Source organism: Nocardia sp. GP40 (assembly GCF_050434125.1).
In the GTDB taxonomy this organism is placed as follows: Bacteria; Actinomycetota; Actinomycetes; order Mycobacteriales; family Mycobacteriaceae; genus Nocardia; species Nocardia albiluteola.
In genome coordinates, this window is sequence record NZ_JBNPVW010000008.1 from 223,839 (window position 1) to 241,237 (window position 17,399).

At 66.6% G+C, this 17,399-nt stretch carries 16 protein-coding genes; 6 read left to right on the forward strand and 10 right to left on the reverse strand.

Annotated elements, in window-relative coordinates:
* Positions 1-210: 210 nt before the first annotated feature.
* The 3 genes from maeA to ABH933_RS24960 all read right to left on the reverse strand — a co-directional run bounded on the left by maeA (position 211) and on the right by ABH933_RS24960 (position 5,135).
* The gene (gene maeA / locus ABH933_RS24950) at positions 211-3,102 is read right to left on the reverse strand and encodes an oxaloacetate-decarboxylating malate dehydrogenase (protein WP_429421044.1); all 2,892 of its coding nucleotides are present in this window, start codon (positions 3,100-3,102) and stop codon (positions 211-213) included.
* 650 nt (positions 3,103-3,752) lie between these two features.
* Complete coding sequence (locus tag ABH933_RS24955; RefSeq protein ID WP_429421043.1) at positions 3,753-4,676, reverse strand: NADP-dependent oxidoreductase; 924 nt, start codon at positions 4,674-4,676, stop codon at positions 3,753-3,755.
* Positions 4,677-4,706: 30 nt separating this feature from the next.
* Positions 4,707-5,135, reverse strand: a complete 429-nt coding sequence (locus ABH933_RS24960) for a nitroreductase family deazaflavin-dependent oxidoreductase (protein WP_429421041.1) — start codon at positions 5,133-5,135, stop codon at positions 4,707-4,709.
* A 226-nt stretch (positions 5,136-5,361) separates the two neighbouring features.
* Here ABH933_RS24960 and ABH933_RS24965 point away from each other — a divergent pair, with 226 nt between their 5' ends.
* Both ABH933_RS24965 and ABH933_RS24970 read left to right on the forward strand, forming a co-directional pair.
* Entirely contained in the window at positions 5,362-5,922 is a 561-nt protein-coding gene (locus ABH933_RS24965; protein WP_429421039.1) for a MarR family winged helix-turn-helix transcriptional regulator, read from the forward strand.
* Between the two features lie 984 nt (positions 5,923-6,906).
* A complete protein-coding gene (locus ABH933_RS24970) occupies positions 6,907-7,167 on the forward strand; it encodes a transglycosylase family protein (protein WP_429421384.1) in 261 nt (86 codons plus the stop codon).
* Positions 7,168-7,319: 152 nt separating this feature from the next.
* Here the strand turns inward: ABH933_RS24970 and ABH933_RS24975 are convergent, their stop codons facing one another.
* Complete coding sequence (locus ABH933_RS24975) at positions 7,320-7,871, reverse strand: PadR family transcriptional regulator (protein WP_215917449.1); 552 nt, start codon at positions 7,869-7,871, stop codon at positions 7,320-7,322.
* A 204-nt stretch (positions 7,872-8,075) separates the two neighbouring features.
* Between ABH933_RS24975 and ABH933_RS24980 the strand changes: the two genes are divergently transcribed.
* Entirely contained in the window at positions 8,076-8,633 is a 558-nt protein-coding gene (locus ABH933_RS24980) for a hypothetical protein (RefSeq protein WP_429421037.1), read from the forward strand.
* Between the two features lie 91 nt (positions 8,634-8,724).
* The gene (locus ABH933_RS24985; RefSeq protein ID WP_429421035.1) at positions 8,725-10,089 is read left to right on the forward strand and encodes a carotenoid oxygenase family protein; all 1,365 of its coding nucleotides are present in this window, start codon (positions 8,725-8,727) and stop codon (positions 10,087-10,089) included.
* Between the two features lie 194 nt (positions 10,090-10,283).
* Here ABH933_RS24985 and ABH933_RS24990 read toward each other — a convergent pair whose 3' ends face one another.
* Positions 10,284-11,159, reverse strand: coding sequence for an NAD-dependent epimerase/dehydratase family protein (locus ABH933_RS24990; RefSeq protein WP_429421033.1), 876 nt, complete (start codon positions 11,157-11,159; stop codon positions 10,284-10,286).
* A gap of 115 nt (positions 11,160-11,274) precedes the next feature.
* Here ABH933_RS24990 and ABH933_RS24995 point away from each other — a divergent pair, with 115 nt between their 5' ends.
* Positions 11,275-11,460: a hypothetical protein gene (locus tag ABH933_RS24995; RefSeq protein WP_429421031.1), complete on the forward strand. Its 186-nt coding sequence runs from the start codon at positions 11,275-11,277 to the stop codon at positions 11,458-11,460.
* A gap of 1,160 nt (positions 11,461-12,620) precedes the next feature.
* On the opposite strand, the gene ABH933_RS25000 is transcribed toward ABH933_RS24995, so the two are convergent.
* From ABH933_RS25000 to ABH933_RS25010, 3 genes are all read right to left on the reverse strand, one after another.
* Positions 12,621-14,039 (reverse strand): serine/threonine-protein kinase, encoded by a 1,419-nt coding sequence (locus ABH933_RS25000; RefSeq protein WP_429421029.1) that lies wholly within the window; start codon positions 14,037-14,039, stop codon positions 12,621-12,623.
* Between the two features lie 82 nt (positions 14,040-14,121).
* Positions 14,122-14,499, reverse strand: coding sequence for a helix-turn-helix domain-containing protein (locus ABH933_RS25005; RefSeq protein ID WP_429421027.1), 378 nt, complete (start codon positions 14,497-14,499; stop codon positions 14,122-14,124).
* A 5-nt stretch (positions 14,500-14,504) separates the two neighbouring features.
* Positions 14,505-15,170: a hypothetical protein gene (locus tag ABH933_RS25010; RefSeq protein ID WP_429421025.1), complete on the reverse strand. Its 666-nt coding sequence runs from the start codon at positions 15,168-15,170 to the stop codon at positions 14,505-14,507.
* Between the two features lie 328 nt (positions 15,171-15,498).
* On the opposite strand from ABH933_RS25010, the gene ABH933_RS25015 reads away from it, so the two are divergent.
* On the forward strand, positions 15,499-15,903 hold the full coding sequence (locus tag ABH933_RS25015) for an SRPBCC family protein (RefSeq protein ID WP_429421023.1): 405 nt from the start codon (positions 15,499-15,501) through the stop codon (positions 15,901-15,903).
* A gap of 94 nt (positions 15,904-15,997) precedes the next feature.
* Here the strand turns inward: ABH933_RS25015 and ABH933_RS25020 are convergent, their stop codons facing one another.
* Positions 15,998-16,996 carry a hypothetical protein gene (locus ABH933_RS25020; protein ID WP_429421021.1) on the reverse strand — a complete coding sequence of 333 codons (999 nt, stop codon included), beginning with the start codon at positions 16,994-16,996 and terminating at the stop codon, positions 15,998-16,000.
* Positions 16,997-17,070: 74 nt separating this feature from the next.
* Positions 17,071-17,379 carry a hypothetical protein gene (locus tag ABH933_RS25025; protein ID WP_429421019.1) on the reverse strand — a complete coding sequence of 103 codons (309 nt, stop codon included), beginning with the start codon at positions 17,377-17,379 and terminating at the stop codon, positions 17,071-17,073.
* Positions 17,380-17,399: the final 20 nt, after the last annotated feature.

Genomic DNA, 17,399 nt, shown 5'->3' on the forward strand with positions numbered 1-17,399 from the left:
GCCGGTGCGAGATCGCCCGAGTCGGGGTCGCCGGCAAACTGCGGGGCAAGGCCGGACAGTGCCGTCGCGTTCTGCCGCGGCACGATCCGCGGCCGAGCCTTGGCGTAATACTTGACGTTCTTCTCGGTGGTGTGACCGAGTTGCTCAGCAGTTGCTTTGGGGCCGAGCTTGTCTGCCCGCCGGCGTCACGAACGTCAGGACCTCATACAGCTAGATGCGTTGGGCACCGGCTGCGCGGAGGTCGGCCACACTCTGGAAGCCGTCGATGGCCATGAGTAGGTCCAGTTCGGCGAGCAGGGCACGTATTTGGGACACGACGCCATCAGCACCGCCGACGGCGAGTGCATACGCGTAAGGGCGTCCCACCCCGACAGCGGTTGCCCCCAGCGCGAGGGCTTTGGCTATGTCGGAGCCGGTGCGCACGCCGGAGTCGAACAACACCGGCATCCCGTCGGCGGCTGCCACGACGGCTGGTAGCGCGTCGAGAGCGGGTAGCCCGCCGTTGGCTTGCCGGCCGCCGTGGTTGGAGCAGTAGATGCCGTCGATGCCGTAGTCGCGGGCCTTTCGAACGTCGTCGGGGTGTTGGATGCCTTTGAGCAGGACCGGCAGTGTTGTGAGCGAACGTAGCCAGCTCAGATCGTCCCAGCGCAACGAGTTACCCCACACATTCATCCATTCCGTCGCCGCCGCCTTCGGGTCTTCTCGCACGGGCTTGGTCAGCCGTTGGAGGAAGACGTCGTCGGTGAAGTAGTTCTCCAGGACGTAGCCACGTAGTTGGGGGAAGTTGCCGGTGTTCAGGTCCCTTGGCCGCCATCCGGTGGTCCAGGTGTCCAAGGTGACGACGACGGCCCGGTATCCGGCTCGTTCGGCGCGGGCCAGGAAACTGGCGGCAAGATCCCTGTCGTTGGGGGTGTAGAGCTGAAACAGCCCCGGCGTGTTCCCGGCGTGCTGGACGACCTCTTCCATGCGGTCCTGAGTGAGGGTGGAGGCGATCATCGGTACACCGGTCTGCGCGGATGCTTCGGCCACGTGGATATCGCCGTGGAAGTCCTGGGCGCACAGGCCGATAACCCCGATCGGACACATGAACAGCGGCGTCGGCAGTTGCATGTCGAACAGCGACACCGACAGGTCGCGTTCGGTCGCGCCGACGAGCATGCGCGGCACGATCGCATAGCGCGAGAAGGCATCCACATTTGCGCGCTGCGTAGCCTCGTCACCGCAACCGCCGGCGACATAGGAGTAGACGAAGGAAGGTAGCACCTCGGCCGCTGCGCGTTCGAGCGAGGCATAATCGACTGGGTACTTCGGTAGTCGGCCGTCGAGTCCGTCGAGATAGATCTCGTACTGGTAGTCGCCGTACTGCAGTTTCGGCATGACTGATCCGTTCATTGCTTCCGAAGATCGAGGTCCGTCATCGGTTTCATCGCCGCTGCCCCCGGCCATAGGCCGCTGCCCTCGGCTATATACGGGCTGCCACATGGCCTCGTGGATGGCTTGGACGATGTTGCCGGGGGTGTTGGTGGCCACCCCGTCGTCATGAGCGGCGGCGTATACGCCCTCGGCGACCGTCGCCGACAACGCCCGCAGGTTCTGCACGTCCGGCAGCAGAGCGCCACCCGGTGCGCTCGGATCAACCTCGCGGGCAATGGCTTTCGCGGCAGCCTCGAGCATGCTCTTGGTCACGCGCCTGGCGCCGGAGACGGTTACTCCCAGGCCCAGGCCGGGGAATATCAGGAAGTTGTTCGCCTGCCCGATCTGGTAGGTCGTGCCGTTGTACTCGACAGGGTCGACCGGGATCCCGGTCGCGACCAGCGCCCTGCCGTGCGACCAGGCCAGCACGTCGGCCGGCATCGCCTCGATCTTCTCGGTGGGGTTGGAGATCGGGAAGATCATCGGTCGCTCGGTGGACGCGGTCATCGCTTCGACGACCTCGCGAGTGAACGCGCCGTGCGCTGTCGATGTGCCCAGCAGGATCGTCGGCGCGGCCATCGTGATGGCGCCGACCAGACCCACCCGATCTCCGGCAGCGATGTTGGACTGCTGGCGGTTCTTGGCGTAAGGCTTCTGGAAGTCGCGCAGGTCGTCCATGTCGTCGAACAGCAACCCCTGCTTGTCCACCAACCAGATCTGCGAGCAGGCTTGCTCGGCGGTGGCACCGTCGGTGACCATCGCGTCGCGCAGCTGATCAGCGATACCGACCCCGGCGGTTCCGGCACCGAACACGACCAGTTTCTGGTCTCTCATCCGGGTACCCGCGACCCTCAGTCCGGAGTACACCGCGGCCATGACCACCGCCCCGGTGCCCTGTATGTCGTCGTTGAATACGCAATAATCCGGTGCGTACCTCGCCAGGATCGCATGCGCGTGTTCGGGGCCGAAGTCTTCGAAATGCAGCATGGCGTGGGGGAACAGCCGATGTGCGGTGTCGATGTAGTTCCCGATGAACGTGTCGTAGTCGGCGCCGCGGCGGCGGGCGTGGCGGTTACCCAGATAGAACGGGTCGTTGAGCAGACGCTCGTTGTCGGTGCCGACGTCCAGGGAGACCGCGATGGTGCGCGCCGGATCGATCCCGCCGCCGACGGTGTAGATTGCAAGCTTCCCGATCGCGATCTGCATCCCGCCCACACCCCAGTCGCCGATACCCAGAATCTCCTCGGCATCACTGCAGACGATCAAGTCCACATCAGCGGGACCCAGCCCTAATGTCTCGAAGGATGCGGCGATCTCCTCTGGACGGTCGACGGACAGGTACACGCCGCGCTGGCCGCGGTACTCGTCGGAATACTGCTCGATCGCCTCCCCCACCGTCGGGTCGTATACCACCGGCAGCAACGCGGGCAAATGCTCCGAAAGCACCTTGAAATACAGCACCTCGTTGCGGTTGTGAACTTGTTCGAGGAGCAGGTTCCGGGCCAAATCGGTCGGCAACTCCTGTAACTGCTGCCACAAGCGCCGCGCCTGATCATCCAAAGTAAGGACCGCCGACGGGAGCCGGCCGGTCAACCCGAACTCGCGCCGCTCCGCAACACTGAACGCCGTTCCACGATTGAGCAGCGGAGACGTCAATGTGTACGGGAGCTGCGGCACCAAGCGTGTCATGACGTACCACCTACCTACCGAGGCTCCAACGCCCATCAAGTTTCGTGGCCTGCTTTCCGGCAACCACTACTCACCGGCGATCGTGATGTGCCGACGGCCTATCCGGCCGAGAATGTTCTTCTTTGGTGATGGTGTTGTTCAACAACACCGCGACTCAGCGACGAACAGGCGATGACACTGCCTCGGCGGCGGGACATCGCGATGCCGACACGCTCGGCCAGCGCAAGCCGAGCAAACCCCAATCCGACCCCTCCCGCCCGAGAGGTACTCACACGGCAAACCTACGCCGACTCCGGTGATCGAACCAGATGCCATCAGAAGGGCACCATGTTCGCAACAATGGTCGCCGATTCGTGAAGTACCGGCTTCCACCTCGCCCTGGCTGACCCGCTCTCCGGCGCGGTCGGGACTGCCGAATTTGGCGACGGTCCACCGTGGCGATCGTCCCGATTGTCGCCGGGACCATCGCCGGCTGCCGGCCGAGGTGTGGTAGCACTTCACGTTGACTCCGGATAACGTCGTGGCCGCGATCTTGCCGCAGCTCGGATCGTTCTGTGCCGGAGTTCTCGCCTCGGCATCGCGCGCCGGCACGGCAGCCGGCGGGCGGGCGGCGGTCGAATCGTCGGCGGAAGTCGTTGCCGCTGAACGGACTAGAGCGTCAGAACGATCTTGCCGTGCGTATGCCGGCGTTCGAGTTCGGTGTAGGCCTCGCGGACCTGCGCCAGGGGGTACACCCCCGCGATCGGCAACTCGAGGCGGCCGGAAGCGATCAGCCCGGCCATGCGCGCGAGCACTTCACCACCCGGGCCGGCTTCGGCTCCGCCGTCGGTCTTCACGCCATACTTCGCGGCGGCCACGTAGTCGGCGATGGTGTCGATCCGGTCGACCGGCACGCCGAGGGACAGGGCCAGGTCCACGTACCCGTCGCCGAAGGTGTCGATGAACGCGTCGACGCCATCGGGCGCGGCGGTCCGGATCCGGTCGGCGACGCCGTCGCCGTAGGCGACCGGGAGCACACCGTGGCCGTGCAGCCAGTCGTGATTGTCCGCACTTGCCAGCCCGATCACCGTGACACCGGCGTCGCGCAGGAGCTGGACGGCGAGCGAGCCGACACCCCCGGCGGCACCGGAGACGACGACCGTCTCACCGGGTTTCGGCTCGACGGCCTGGACCACTCCCCACGCGGTGACGCCGACGACATAGAGGCCGCCGGCGACCTCCCACGGCATGTTCCCCGGCTTCGGCGTGAGGTTGTCCGCGTCGACCACGACCAGTTCGGCTTGGGCGGAACGCTTCTCGGAGAATCCGATCACTTCGTCACCCGGCGCGTAGCCGCCGACTCCGGCGCCCACCTCTGCCACGACCCCGGCGAGGTCACTGCCCTGTCCGGACGGGAACGTGGAGGGAAACATGTCGTTCAGCGCACCGGTGCGGATGACCGACTCGCTCGGATTGATCCCGGCGGTCCGCACCCGAACCAGCACCTGCCCGGTTCCGGGCACCGGGCGATCGATCTCGTCGACGCGCAACACGTCGATACCGCCGAACTCGTCGTACCTGACTGCCTTGGTCATGATCGTGCTCTCCTCTCGGTCGAAAGTCGGCTAGGCCCGGGCCAATTCGAGAACGGGAATGGTGCGCACACCGGCAGTCTGGCGTTCGTACTCGGCGAAGCCTGCGAAGCGCCGCGCTTGCTCGGCGTAGACGCGATCACGTTCGCCGCCGGGCAGTTCGCGCAGGGTGACGGGGTATGCGTCGGTTCCCCGTTCGACGCTGCCACCGCCCGCCGCGATGAGGTTGTAGTACCAATCCGGGTTGACGGGCGCACCACCCCGGGTCGCGAAGACATAGATGAGGTCGGGCCGGGATTCGTGCGGGAGATACATCACCGGAGTGATCAGCTCCCGCCCGGTCCTGCGGCCGCGATGATGTAGCAGCACGATCGGGGCGCCCTCGAAGACTCCGCCGACCTTGCCCTCATTGGCACGGAACTCCGCGATCGTCTGCGCGTTCCAGTCGTTGGCAGCACTCATGTCGAACTCCTTTGTCGAGATCCCGGATCTACCGAGATCCATTGCTGGAAGGGCCTGTTCGACGGCGATCAGGCCGCGGGCGTCGGAAGTCAGAACTTGGTGAACGCAGCGTCGCGGTCAGCGATGTGGTCATCGAAGCTCCTTTTGTTGCCATGTAAACAACTAAACCCTAGGCTGATGAGGGTTACATGTCAACAAAAGCGAGCCGGCCGGTAGGCTCGACGCCATGAGCGAGGTGTGGATGGACGAACGGGAGACCCGGGCCTGGGTCGCTTTCCAGCGCATGCGGATCGAGGTCAACGAGGTGCTGGCCCGCACGCTGGTCCGCGACTTCGGGCTCACCGAGGCCGACTTCGTCATCCTGCTCCGGCTGTTCAACATCCCCGGCCGGCGGTTCCGGGCCCGCGACCTCGCCGCGGCACTGAACTGGGAGCGCAGCCGCCTGTCCCGCCAGATCTCCCGGATGCAGGCGCGCGGCACGGTGACACGCGCGCCGAGCGAGGGCGACGCCCGCGGCTACGACGTCGTGCTCACCGACGCGGGCCGCGCCGCATTCGAGGCCGCCTGGCCGACCTACGTGCAGGGCATCCGCCACTGCTTCACCGACGTCCTGTCCCCCACCCAGCTCGATTCCCTCACCGACATCGCCGAGACCATCGATGCCCACTTCACCGCACGGCACTGCCCCGGTGGACTGGCCGACACGGCGGCCGGCGGCGGCGTCCACACCACGTCGGCGGGGATCGAGCCTTGCGGCACAACGGATTCGCTCGAATCGGCATCCTGAGGGTCGGCCCCGAAAAGCCGGAGAGTGCGCGCCCCCTGGGCTCTCGCGCACCCTCTGTCGAGCAGCTTCGGCGGTCAGGCCATCGCGGCCCACCGATGCTGCGCCAGCGGAAGTGAAGTCCGAGAACATCACGGCGAGAAGCTCGAGATTGGATACGGCGAACTCCATATGTGCGAGCGCTGGCCTCAGCCGGTCGGAAAATCGGTCGCCGGCACTCTCCTGGGTGAAGTCCGGAGCCTGGTTCGGCTCATCGATGTAGTGCCGCTTGGTCGTGGCATCGCCCGCGTGGCCCAACTGCTGCTGCGCCGCCCGCGCGTCGAGGTCCTGAGCCGGCAGCGTCGCGACGGTCTTGCGGAACATCTTCGGGGTGACCCACGCGAACTGCTCTCCGTGAGCCGACGCCACGCACTCGAGCCATCGGACTGGTCGTTGAGCATGTTCAGCCAGGTAGCGCCCTGCTTCCGGCTGAGGTATCCCGGGCGCTTCCGGTCCCGCGAAGGGGTTCGGGCGGAGACCTTTCGTCTGGATGAGGTAGTCGAATCGAATGGTTTCGATTGAATAAATTATCCCGCGCATATGCTGGCTCCAGCGTATCGTCTGATCGCGGTGAATAAAGGGGCGAGAGGTTCCCTCGTTCCTGCTCCTGCCCGGATCCATTGATCTCGATGCAGTCGAAAGACTCGGTTCTGCCTCTGCAATCAGACACCGTCGACTGGTGCATGCTGTGCGATTGTGACCGAAGTTGCCTCGACAGCGCGTCAGGTATCCGCCCCCCTGCGTGCTGATACGTCGCGTGCGCGCATTTGATATTTCCCGACATTTCCATGCCACGGTTCGCGAAATCCCCGGCGATACCCGCTTATTGCAGCGGGCATTTCATCGGTCGGGGTCGGCAGATCATGGAAGGAGATTTCCGTGTATCACCCGCGCATTGTGAACATCCGTTTTCTCAGTGCCACCGCCGCGATCACCGCTATCTCGGTGATGAGCGGGCCTGCTGCTCATGCCCGGCCCGATGGCCACGATTGGGACGCGGTCGCCGCGTGCGAAAGCGGCGGGAACTGGAGCGCCGACACCGGCAACGGCTACTACGGTGGCCTGCAGTTCACCCAAGGCACTTGGGCAGCCGCCGGCGGCAGCGGGTCACCCGCACAAGCCAGCCGCGCCGAACAAATCCGTATCGCCGAGAATGTCCTGGCCACCCACGGCCGCGGTGCGTGGCCGGCGTGCGGGGCATACCTGTGACGCCTACCGTAATCCGCAAGTGTTATTGCCGTTTGCAGCCCCGGTGATCACCGATATTCCGTCGACGGTATGGGCCGCCGGGAATGCCGAGGGATCGGCGTAGCCCTGGCGGCATGAGCGCGGTGATTGTCACGGGGCAAGCAGCGACCGTTTCAGCCCGTTGTTTCTCTCCCGGATTCTCTCGGTCGGCGTGCGATGATCTGCTCCTGGGCCCACTGGGCCCACTCCTCGGTCATCGCGCAGTACCGTTTGCCCCACTCGAGGGCGATGTGTCCGTATTCGGAGAAGTCGTCGTCGTCCCATTCGGTGGTTTGCTCCAGTGCGGCAAGTGCTTGCCCTCCGGCGCGTGAGCGTTCTTGGACGGTGGCCATGTGGTCCAGGGCCTGCTGCTGGGGAAGGATGCCGAGGAAGAAGATCCGCAGCAGCATCTCGTTCCGCGTGGGTGTTTTCGATTCGGTCGTGCCGAGCCAGTTTCTGAGCTCGGCGTCGCCCGCCGGAGTGAGTGCGTACTCCTTGCGGCGGCGCGGCCCCTCCTCGGACGCGGTGATCAAACCTTCCCCGGCCAGCTTCGTCAGCTCCGTGTACACCTGGGTCTGCGAGGCCGACCACACGTTGTCGAGCGAGCGGGCGAACCGCTGCAGCAGGTCGTAGCCGCTGGCCGGTTGGTCGGCCAGCAGGCCCAGCAGGGCATGCCTGAGGCTCACGACTCCACCTCGCCGGCGCTCGGCTCCGTCGTGCGCCTGGCGCGCTGTGTTGATGGTCCGCTCCGCCGCGCTCCGTTCATGGCCATCACCCTACATTGCGGTGTTGACATGTCGTAGCCGAAGTATCATGATGAACTCACAGTCCGGTACCGGAATATCCGTGAACAACATGTCCATGTTGGAATATCTAGGAGTCAGCTCGTCATGTCCTACCTGCGCACCTTCGCCCCCTGGATCGTGTACGCGGTCGTGCCGGACCACTACTGGAAGTGGGCCGCACTGATCGGCACGTGCCTGTCGCTGATCGAGATCACCCGTCTGGTCCGGGCCGGCCGGGGTATCGTCGGAATGGTCATCGACCTGGGCACGGGCGTGTTCTTCATCGCGCTGACGATCGTTGGGTTCGCGGACCCGAACACGCCGTTGCATCCGTACTCGCCGGCGATCTCCAGCGGTGTCCTGATGCTGGTCGCCGGGACCTCGATGGCCCTGCGCATGCCGTTCACCCTGCCGATCGCCAAGCAGTCGACGCCGCCGGAGCTGTGGTCGAACCCGGGATTCCTGCGCGCCAACTACCTCATCACCGCCGTGTGGACCGCCAGCTTCACCATCGGGTGCCTCGCGCTGGCGGTGCTGGCACACTCCGACGGGCCGCGGATCGCGGTCCAGGTCGCCGCGTTCGCGATCCCGGCCACCTTCACCGTCCGCTACAGCGCGCACATGCAGGCCGTGGCGCGGCGCACGAACCCGTCCGCCGCCTAGGCCCGGCCGTTCGCACCGCCCGCGCCGGCCGCACCATCCAACCCGAATTGCCCTGCGCCGCATACACACTCAGATCAAGGACGTGCCCGTCATGAACACCCCGGTTCCCCATCTACTCGGCAACTTCGCCCCCGTTCCCACCGAGATCAGCGCGACCGAACTGCCGGTCACCGGCGCCATCCCACCCGAATTGACCGGCTGGTACCTGCGCAACGGCCCCAACCCGCGCACCGGAAGCTCGGCACACTGGTTCGTCGGCGACGGCATGGTCCACGGCGTCCGGCTCGAAGCCGGCCGCGCCGTGGCCTACCGCAACCGGTGGGTCCGGACCACCAGATTCACCGGAGAAATACTGGGCGACAACGGCATCGACTCCCCCGACCTGACCGCCGGGGTCGCCAACACCCACGTCGTGCGGCACGCCGGACACACCTTCGCACTCGTGGAATCGGCGCTACCGTACGAACTCGACATGCGGGCCGGCCGTGAACTCGACACCCTCGGCGCCTACGACTTCGACGGCCGCTTGCACACCGCGATGACGGCCCACCCCAAGGTCTGCCCCCGCACCGGCGAGCTGCACTTCTTCGGATACGGTGCACACCAACGCCCCTACCTGACCTACCACCGCGCCGACGCCACCGGCAATCTCGTGTACAGCAGGCCAATCGAGGTCACAGCCCCGACGATGATGCACGACTTCCACCTCACCTCCCGGCATGTCGTCTTCATGGACCTCCCGATGGTGTTCGACCCGGTGCGGGCGCAATCACCGGGAATGCCCTTCAGCTGGAACCCCGACTACGGCGCACGCCTCGGCGTCCTGGACCGCGCGCACCCCGAAACCCCGGTGCGGTGGTTCGACATCGAACCCTGCTACGTATTCCACAGCCTCAACGCACACGAAGACCCCACCGGACAGATCCTGACCCTGCACGTGGTGCGCTACGACCACCTCGGCGACGGCGTCGCCCTGGGCGGGCGAGGCGAACTATGGCGCTGGAACATCGATCTCGCCGCCGGCACGGTCACCGAACACCAAATCGACGATCGCCCCACCGAATTCCCCCGCATCGACGACCGGCTCGCCGGCCTGCCCGCCCGGCACGGACACACCACCAGCGGAGCGGTGTCCGGCGAACACGCCAGGGCGGGCGCCCTGCACCGCTACGACCTGCACTCGGACACCGCGACCAGTTACGTGTTCCCGCAGGGGCGGAACCCAGGAGAGGCCGCCTTCGCCCCCGCCGACGACAACCCCGGCGGACCCGGTTGGTTGCTCACCTACGTGTACGACGCGGCAACCGACCGCAGCGACCTGGTCATCCTGGACGCCGACGACATCGCGGCGGGTCCGGTCGCCGAGATCCACCTGCCGCGGCGCGTGCCCGCCGGATTCCACGGCAACTGGCTCCCCGACGACCCCGCACTGATCTCCGGCGGCCACGCCGCCTAGCTGCGGCAACACTCACCGACAGTGATCGGCTTGCGGCCACCCGGCCCGCAAGCCGATCGTTCGACTTGGCCATGGTGGCTCCGACCGCTGTCCGATGCCGCTGTACCCGCCGCCCCAACGGTTTGATCCGTCACGGACCGGCGGGCCGTCGACCGATCCGCGCGGGGGGCACTTGCCGGTAAGGCGTGGACGTGTCAGCGGTAGGAGCCGCTGCGCAGATCGGTAATGGCGTCGAGGCCGTGGGGCCGCCAGGCGAATCGCTCGCGCGCCGCCTCACCGCTGACCGATTGGTCCAGGGCCAGCGCGTCGGCGAACGCCCCGCCCAGTTCGGCCCTGGCCTCGTTCAACGGCCAGACCGTCGGCGCGGTCAGCACGCCCGCCGCTGCGCCCGCCGCTGCGGTCAATTCCCGGACGGGAACCGCGGACTGGGTGACACCGTGCCACATCGTTCCGGCCGGTGCATGCTCGACAACCTCGCGGAACAGATCCCCGAGATCCTCGATGTGGACCATCGGCCACCTCACGGTCGCGTCCCCGATCATCAGCGGCGCACCGTGTTTGCGGGCCAGGTCGATCAGCAGCGCGGGGATTCCCCCGCCCCGGCCGTGGATGATGCCGGGCCGGATCACCGTCGAGCGCACGCCCGCCGCGGCGAGGTCGAGCACTCGTTGCTCGATCCCGGGCCGATAGCCCACGATCGGGATCGGGTTGACCGGGAAGTGTTCGTCCGCAGTCTCGTGCCCCGTGGCACCCAATACCCAGACGCCGCTGGTGTAGACGAAGGGCCGCCCGGTTCCGTGCAGCGGCTCACTCAAAGCATCGACGGCCGTGGCATCCACGGCGGCATCCCCGGTCGGCACACCCGCGTGGATCACCGCGCCGATGTCGGGTGTCACCGCTGTGGCGAGGGAGTCCGGGTCGCTGAGATCGCCGGTCCGCTGTTCGTAGCCGTGGGCCGGCGCCGCGCGGCCGGGCCGCACCAGAGCCACGACGTCGTGCCCCGCATTCGACAGTCGTTCCGCGACAACGGAACCCAGATAGCCGGTAGCCCCGGCGAGCAATACACGCATGATTCTCGCACCCTTAGTAGCGAACGGACGATCGGACGTGGCCGGAGCGATGGCGGCCCGGACACGGGCTGCCGCTCGAGACTCGTGGCTTCCATCCGGATGGGCGGGATCAAGGATGGCCGCACCCGCTGAGACGGCACTGTCAGCGACTGACAGCCCGGTGTCCGTGGTCGAGCAGGCACTGGCCACCTGGGGAACCCAACTGTGCGTGTACTTCCTCGCCTACCGCGCCTTGCACAATCACAGCGAGGCGGCCGGTGTGCAGCCGGCTCGGCGTGAACAGCGCGCCGCGGAGGCCTGAAATCATCGCCCGGCGGCCTGGCCGTAGGTAGCGGAAAACGCGAGCCGATCCAGCACGGATCGGCTCGCGTTTTCCGCATTACCCAGGCTTCGGCCGCCGCGCCCTTTTCGCGACACGAAGTCCGACTCCTGGCAGCCCCTTGTGTGCGCCGTGTTTGGAGGCGCGGGTCATGACCAAATCCCCTACGCGCAGCGGCTTGTTGAAGTTCGCTGGTACGTACGCCAAGATCCGGGCCGGAGCATCGCCGGGGGAGACAAGAGGCGTGAGGGAAACGACCCGCGGCAGCACCAATAGTTTCGCATGGCCGTAGGACGCTGAATCCGGCAGGAAATCGGTGACTATGAAGCTACCGGCACGTCGGTTGCGATCCCCCATGTATCGACCGTAGGTGCGCCTGGAAAGAGGGTCGATCCTCGCGGCTTCACCGCGTCCCTGACCTTCATCCTTCATTGCCCTCACCCTTCCTGCGAGTCGTCTCACGAACGGGATGTCGAACCGAATGACCGGCCTGGGTATAACTACTGCTCAGCATCCCACTCACCTCGATCCGACTGTGGTGAAACGGGCAACCGAGTGCGCTGCACGCTCCCGTCCTTCTCACCGAGATGCTGGTCGGCGCCGTGGCCGGAGGCCTAGCGGGTATCCGCGCGCAGCAACGTCACAGGTGCAAGACCATCCGATCGTGGCCGCTGTCGATGTCTGCCGCCGTCCCCGGCCGCCCCTGCCCGGCTCCAGTCCCCGGTAAAACGTCGTAGTTCGTCGGTCGGATTCGCGACGCTGCCTCGTAGGCGCGCGCAGAACGCATCCAGTGAGCCGTACCGAGCCTGGATCGTTGCCACCAGCAACGACGCCGCCGCGTCCCGCGCCATCAGGATCCTTTCGTTTACCTGGCAATCCGAATTGCTCTCGTGTGGACCGCGCCCCGCCCGTCCGGCGGCCCCGCCGGTCCCCTCAGCGCGTGCGTGCTGAGGGAGCAACCGGACGAGGCCGCCACCGTCGCGGGCCAACTCGTATGTCTTCCACCCGATCTCGCGACGGTGAACGCCACGCTACCCATCGTCCACCCAATTCCGCTAACCCGCTGGCGAGTCGTCCGGCGTGCCATAACAGAAAGGGATGATCCAGACAGCAACGACTCAGCGATCACGAGGGCGGGTGGGCTAGCGCCGGGGCAGGCTTTCCAGGGCCGCCTGCGCGGGGGCGTAGCCGGCTCGAGCGGATTTGCGGTACACGCGTTCGGCGGCGTCCGTGCGCCCCAGGGATTTCCATTGGTCGCCCAGGGCTTTCAGGGCGACCATGTCGCCGTCCTGTTCCACCTCGCGGTAGAGGTGCTCGGCGCGGTCGTCCTCGCCCCGCGCCTCGTGAACCGTTGCCAGATGGACCTTTCCGAGGATGTGGCCGTGGTCGACGTAGCGTCGGTACCAGTAGGCGGCCTGGCTGAGATCACCCGCCTTCATGCACATGTGGCCCAGGGTGAGCATCGAGAGCGTTTCGCCGCTCTCGGCGGCCTGCCGGTGCCAGCGTTCGGCTTCGGCTCGGGCGCCTCGCTTTTCGAGGAGTCGAGCCAGGAAGGATATGGCGACGGCGTCGTTCATCGCCGCGGCCTGGCGGAGCAGCCGTTCGGCTTCACCTATATCGCCGCGCTTCTGATGATCGCGGGCACGGGCCAGCAGCTGGCCGACCTCGCCACGCCTACGGCGGGCTCCCGATGATCGTGAATTTCTCTTGGGGATTTCCTGTTTCGGTGCGAGATCCGGAGGCGTCCGGGACTCGAGCAGTGTCAACGCCTGGGGGATGGAGGGACGTAGCTCCGGCTGTTTGTCCATCAGCCGCGTGATGAGCGGGAGGAGTCGTCCGGCACGGGCGGGCGGGTCAGCCGTACCGAACATCACCGCTTTCATCGTTCCGTGAATGGTGTCGCGGCGGAACGGGGAGACCCCTTCCACCGCGTGGTAAAGCGTGACACCGAGGGAGTACAGGTCACCAGCCGGTGTGCCTTCGCCGTCGATGCGTTCGGGGGGCATGTACTCGAACGAACCGATAATCGTCTCCTTGGCGGTCAGCGTGTGATCGGAATGGTGGCGGGCGGTCCCGAAATCCGTGAGCAGCACCTCGCCACCGGTGGCGAGCAGGATATTGCCCGGCTTGACATCGCGGTGGACCACGCCGGCATCGTGCGCGGCCCGCAGGGCCTGCAACATGGCGGCGGCGACGGTGGTGACTTCCGCGACGGCCATCCGCCCGTCGCCGTCGAGTCGCTGCTTCAGCGATCGGCCGGACACCAGGGGCATGACGATCCAGGGCGTCACGCCGTCGGTGACGACATCGACGACGCCGACGATATTCGGATGATCGCTCAGCCGAGCGGCATTGCGGGCCTCCCGTTCGGCGCGCGCGACTCGCTCGGCGTGCTCCATGCTCGATTCGGCCTGCGGGAGCAGCACTTCCTTCACCGCGACCTCGACCTGCGCCTGCTCGTCGCGCGCTCTCCACACGGTCCCGAACCCACCACTGCCCAGCTTTTCGATCAACCGGTAGCGGCCGGAGAGCATCCAGCCCGGTCGTCCCAGCGCCGACATGAAGGCCCCCAGCGGTTCTGTGTCCCAGCAACATTCGGAACCAGTCAACCGTACCCTGTATCGGCCGTTACGATCTGCCCGCTCACTCGGGCATATGCCGCGGCGTAGTCGGCGGGCGTGAGGCCGTAGGCCTTCTTGAAGGTCCGGATGAAGTGGCGGCTTCGCCGCGTTCGGCAATGCCAACACCGGCCACGCCCGCGACAAGGGCGCCGACGCCCAGCGCCTGTACGGCGGCAGCCTGTCCACCCCGCCCCGGGTTCGCAAGGCCCTGGCTGCTGTCCGAGAATTGCCAATAGGCGGCCAGTTCCGAGATGGTCAGGCGGTCGGGCGACGCCGTCAGGGCGAGTTTCGCCGCTTCCAGCCGCCGGCGCCGGATGTAGGCGTTCACCGACTCGCCCTCCGAGGCGAACGCGCGCTGCAGGGTGCGGATCGAGACGTTGAGCTCGCGTGCCAGTAGCACCGGGGTCAGCTCGGGGTCGGCGAGCCGGCGGTCCGCGAGGTCCTTCGCCGCCCGGGCGAGCGCCGGGCGAGCTCGGGTTCCGCGTCGTCGAACCGGCCCAGGGCCACCCCCTTGACCAGCTCGAGCAGGGCGCTGTGGGCGGCGTGCGTGCCAGCCGGGCCGAGATCCGGCATCGTTGCGCGGATCATGTCCGCGTAGGCCACCAGCAGCCGGACCTCGGTCGCGTCTTGCGGTCCCATGACCACGCGGTTCCGGAGCAGCGGTTCGAGCGGGGTCGGCGGCATGACGGTGATGACCTTCGCCGTCGTGTGCGGCGCCGTTGCGAACTGCGTTGGCTTCCCCATGTTCTGGAGCAGGAACTGCCCGGCCCGCACGGTGTGCTCGCCGCGACCGGACCGGCCGTCCAGTGTCCAGGCGCCGCGCGACACCACGTGCAGCTGGATCTGCCCCTCGACATCGCTGACCGGACGCGTCGTCCGGATCGGCGATGCGCCGTGGATGTCCACCATGGTCAGCTCACGCATCCGGACGGCGTGCGCCCGAATCCGGAAGTCACCGACCGTATCCGGGGTGAAGCTGGGAAGGGCCCGTCCATCGGGGAACTGTTCCTCCCATCCACGCCGGTAAGCGTCGAATCCGCGCGGCGCGGCGGCCACGGGCGTGGAGTCCATGAAGAACTCCTCTTGCGGCGCAGCCGAATTCGTTTCGCGGCGCCGGGCTCTGGGACGATCCTGGTAAGAAGCTGTCACTGCGACTACTGCCTGTCATCATGGGTTGGGGGTAAAATCTCACCGAAGCACGAGAGCCGGCACACCGCACGGCCGTGGCGCAAATGTTCCGTCCACGTGGCGCGGTTGTTCAAGGGCATGCCGCACTCTCGTACATACAGTTGAACTGTATCGAGCGGTGTCCGACTCCGGCGAAAGCGCGAGAAGGACTGCGAAGCAAGAGAATTTCGGCCGCATCCAGGTTTCCCGGCGAGGCGCGAGGTAGTTTCCCATGACCACAGTCGAGGTCCGGCACGTGATGGCCGGCACCCCCGAAACCGTGTACGAACTGATCGCCGACGTGACCCGGATGGACCGGTGGAGTCCCGAGTCGGCGGGCGGCGAGTGGCTCGCCGACGAGCCCGCCGCCGTCGGATCGACGTTCCGCGGGGACAACCGGCGCCCGTGGGTGAAGTGGAGCACGATCTGCACGGTCACGGCGGCAGATCCCGGAAAGCGTTTCGCCTTCGCCGTGCACGCCGCAGGTCGCCCGGTGTCGACCTGGGAGTTCGAGATCACCGCGCAACCGAGTGGGTGCGAGGTCGTCGAGCGGTACGTCGACCGGCGCGACCTGTTCTACAAGGTGACCTCGGTGGTCACCACCGGTTTGGGGCGCCGTTCGGTGCGCAACCGGTAGACGATGGAACAGACTCTGGCCGCGCTGGCACGCTTCGTCCAACGCTGACCCGGGGTCACCTCACCAGGCATCATCTCGATCACCACGGTATCCCTCATCGGATCGATAGGTCCGCCATAGCGCCCGCCCGGCGCTGCTGGAATCGCCGTTCGAACCCCTCGATGTAGAGCGATGGCGCGACCGAGGACAAGGACTGTTCGATCACTCCGTCGTCGGCGATGTAGAAGAGGGCGCGACCGAGGGAGCTCACGCCGGGCTGGGTCGGGAGGGTCACCACCCAGCCGACACCCAGACGCTCGGCCGCCAACTCGTCCAGCCGATAGTTCGTGGCATCGATGATCAGAGCCTCGATATACTCGCGGACCAGCATGATCGCGCGGTCGCGCGGCAGTTGCCCGGGAACCGTGATCACGAGACCCGCCAGTGACAACTGCTGCAGCGCGTCATCGACATCGCCCGGATCGGTGAAGACCGCGGCCAGGGTTTCCCGGGTTACTACACCCGCCTCCGCGGCAGCCACCAAAGTCGCTACCGCGGAACGCAATTCCTCAGCCGGATCGCTGCTGAGCACTCCACACACCACATCGATCACAGTCCCCGCGGTCCACACCCCCGGCACCGCCGAGCCCAGCCGTTCCCCGGCCGGTGACTCACCGCCCTCCCACCAATGGCAGAACGACAGCAGGCCGTGTCCCTCCCACGGATCGAGCACCCGATCGGCCACCCACCCCGGCGCGTCCGCATACACATCCAGCATCGGGATGTCCTCATTGCGGCCCCCGTCCAACTCCGGCGCGTTCCACACCTCACCCGACAGCACCGCCCGCCCGCCTGGCCGCACCGCCACCGTGGCACCGCAACGTGCCGCACCCTCGAACATGCCCAAGGCCGCCAGGATCCGCGGACCCCACTGCGAACCCACCGCCGTGAACGCCACCGCGATCACCGCCCACCGCGCACACAACGCCGACAGCACCGGAAAGTCGTCTCCCGCCGGCACCGCGCCGGCATCCCCGTCGGCGCGGATCCATACCGCGGCCCGCTGCCCGACCGACGGCACGGAGACGACCGAATCCACCTCCGGACCAGGCACATTCGCTTCACAAGCAGACGAGTCCGCATTTGTCGCAAGCCCATCCGATGACGCCACGTCAGCACTGTTCGAGATCATGATGTGCGGTCGTCCATCTTGTCCATCTTGGTCGCGGCATCACCCATGCCCTTGCTGAACTTGCCCTCCGAGCCGACCATATTGTCGCCGCCGGCCAGCAGGTTCTTCTCGGAATTCCCGTAGCCCTGATCGCCGTTGACGAACTTGTCGCCATAATCATCGTGGCCCCACGGATAGCCCTGGGCCTGAATCGTGCTCTTCAGTGTGCCGAGGATCTCGCCCGTCTTGCGCCCGAGATCGTCCATCTGGCCCGCGGCCTGCCGCAATCGCGTGGTGTCCACGCGAACCCGGCGTTCTCCAGTCATGTCACCCTCCTGCTTTCCTG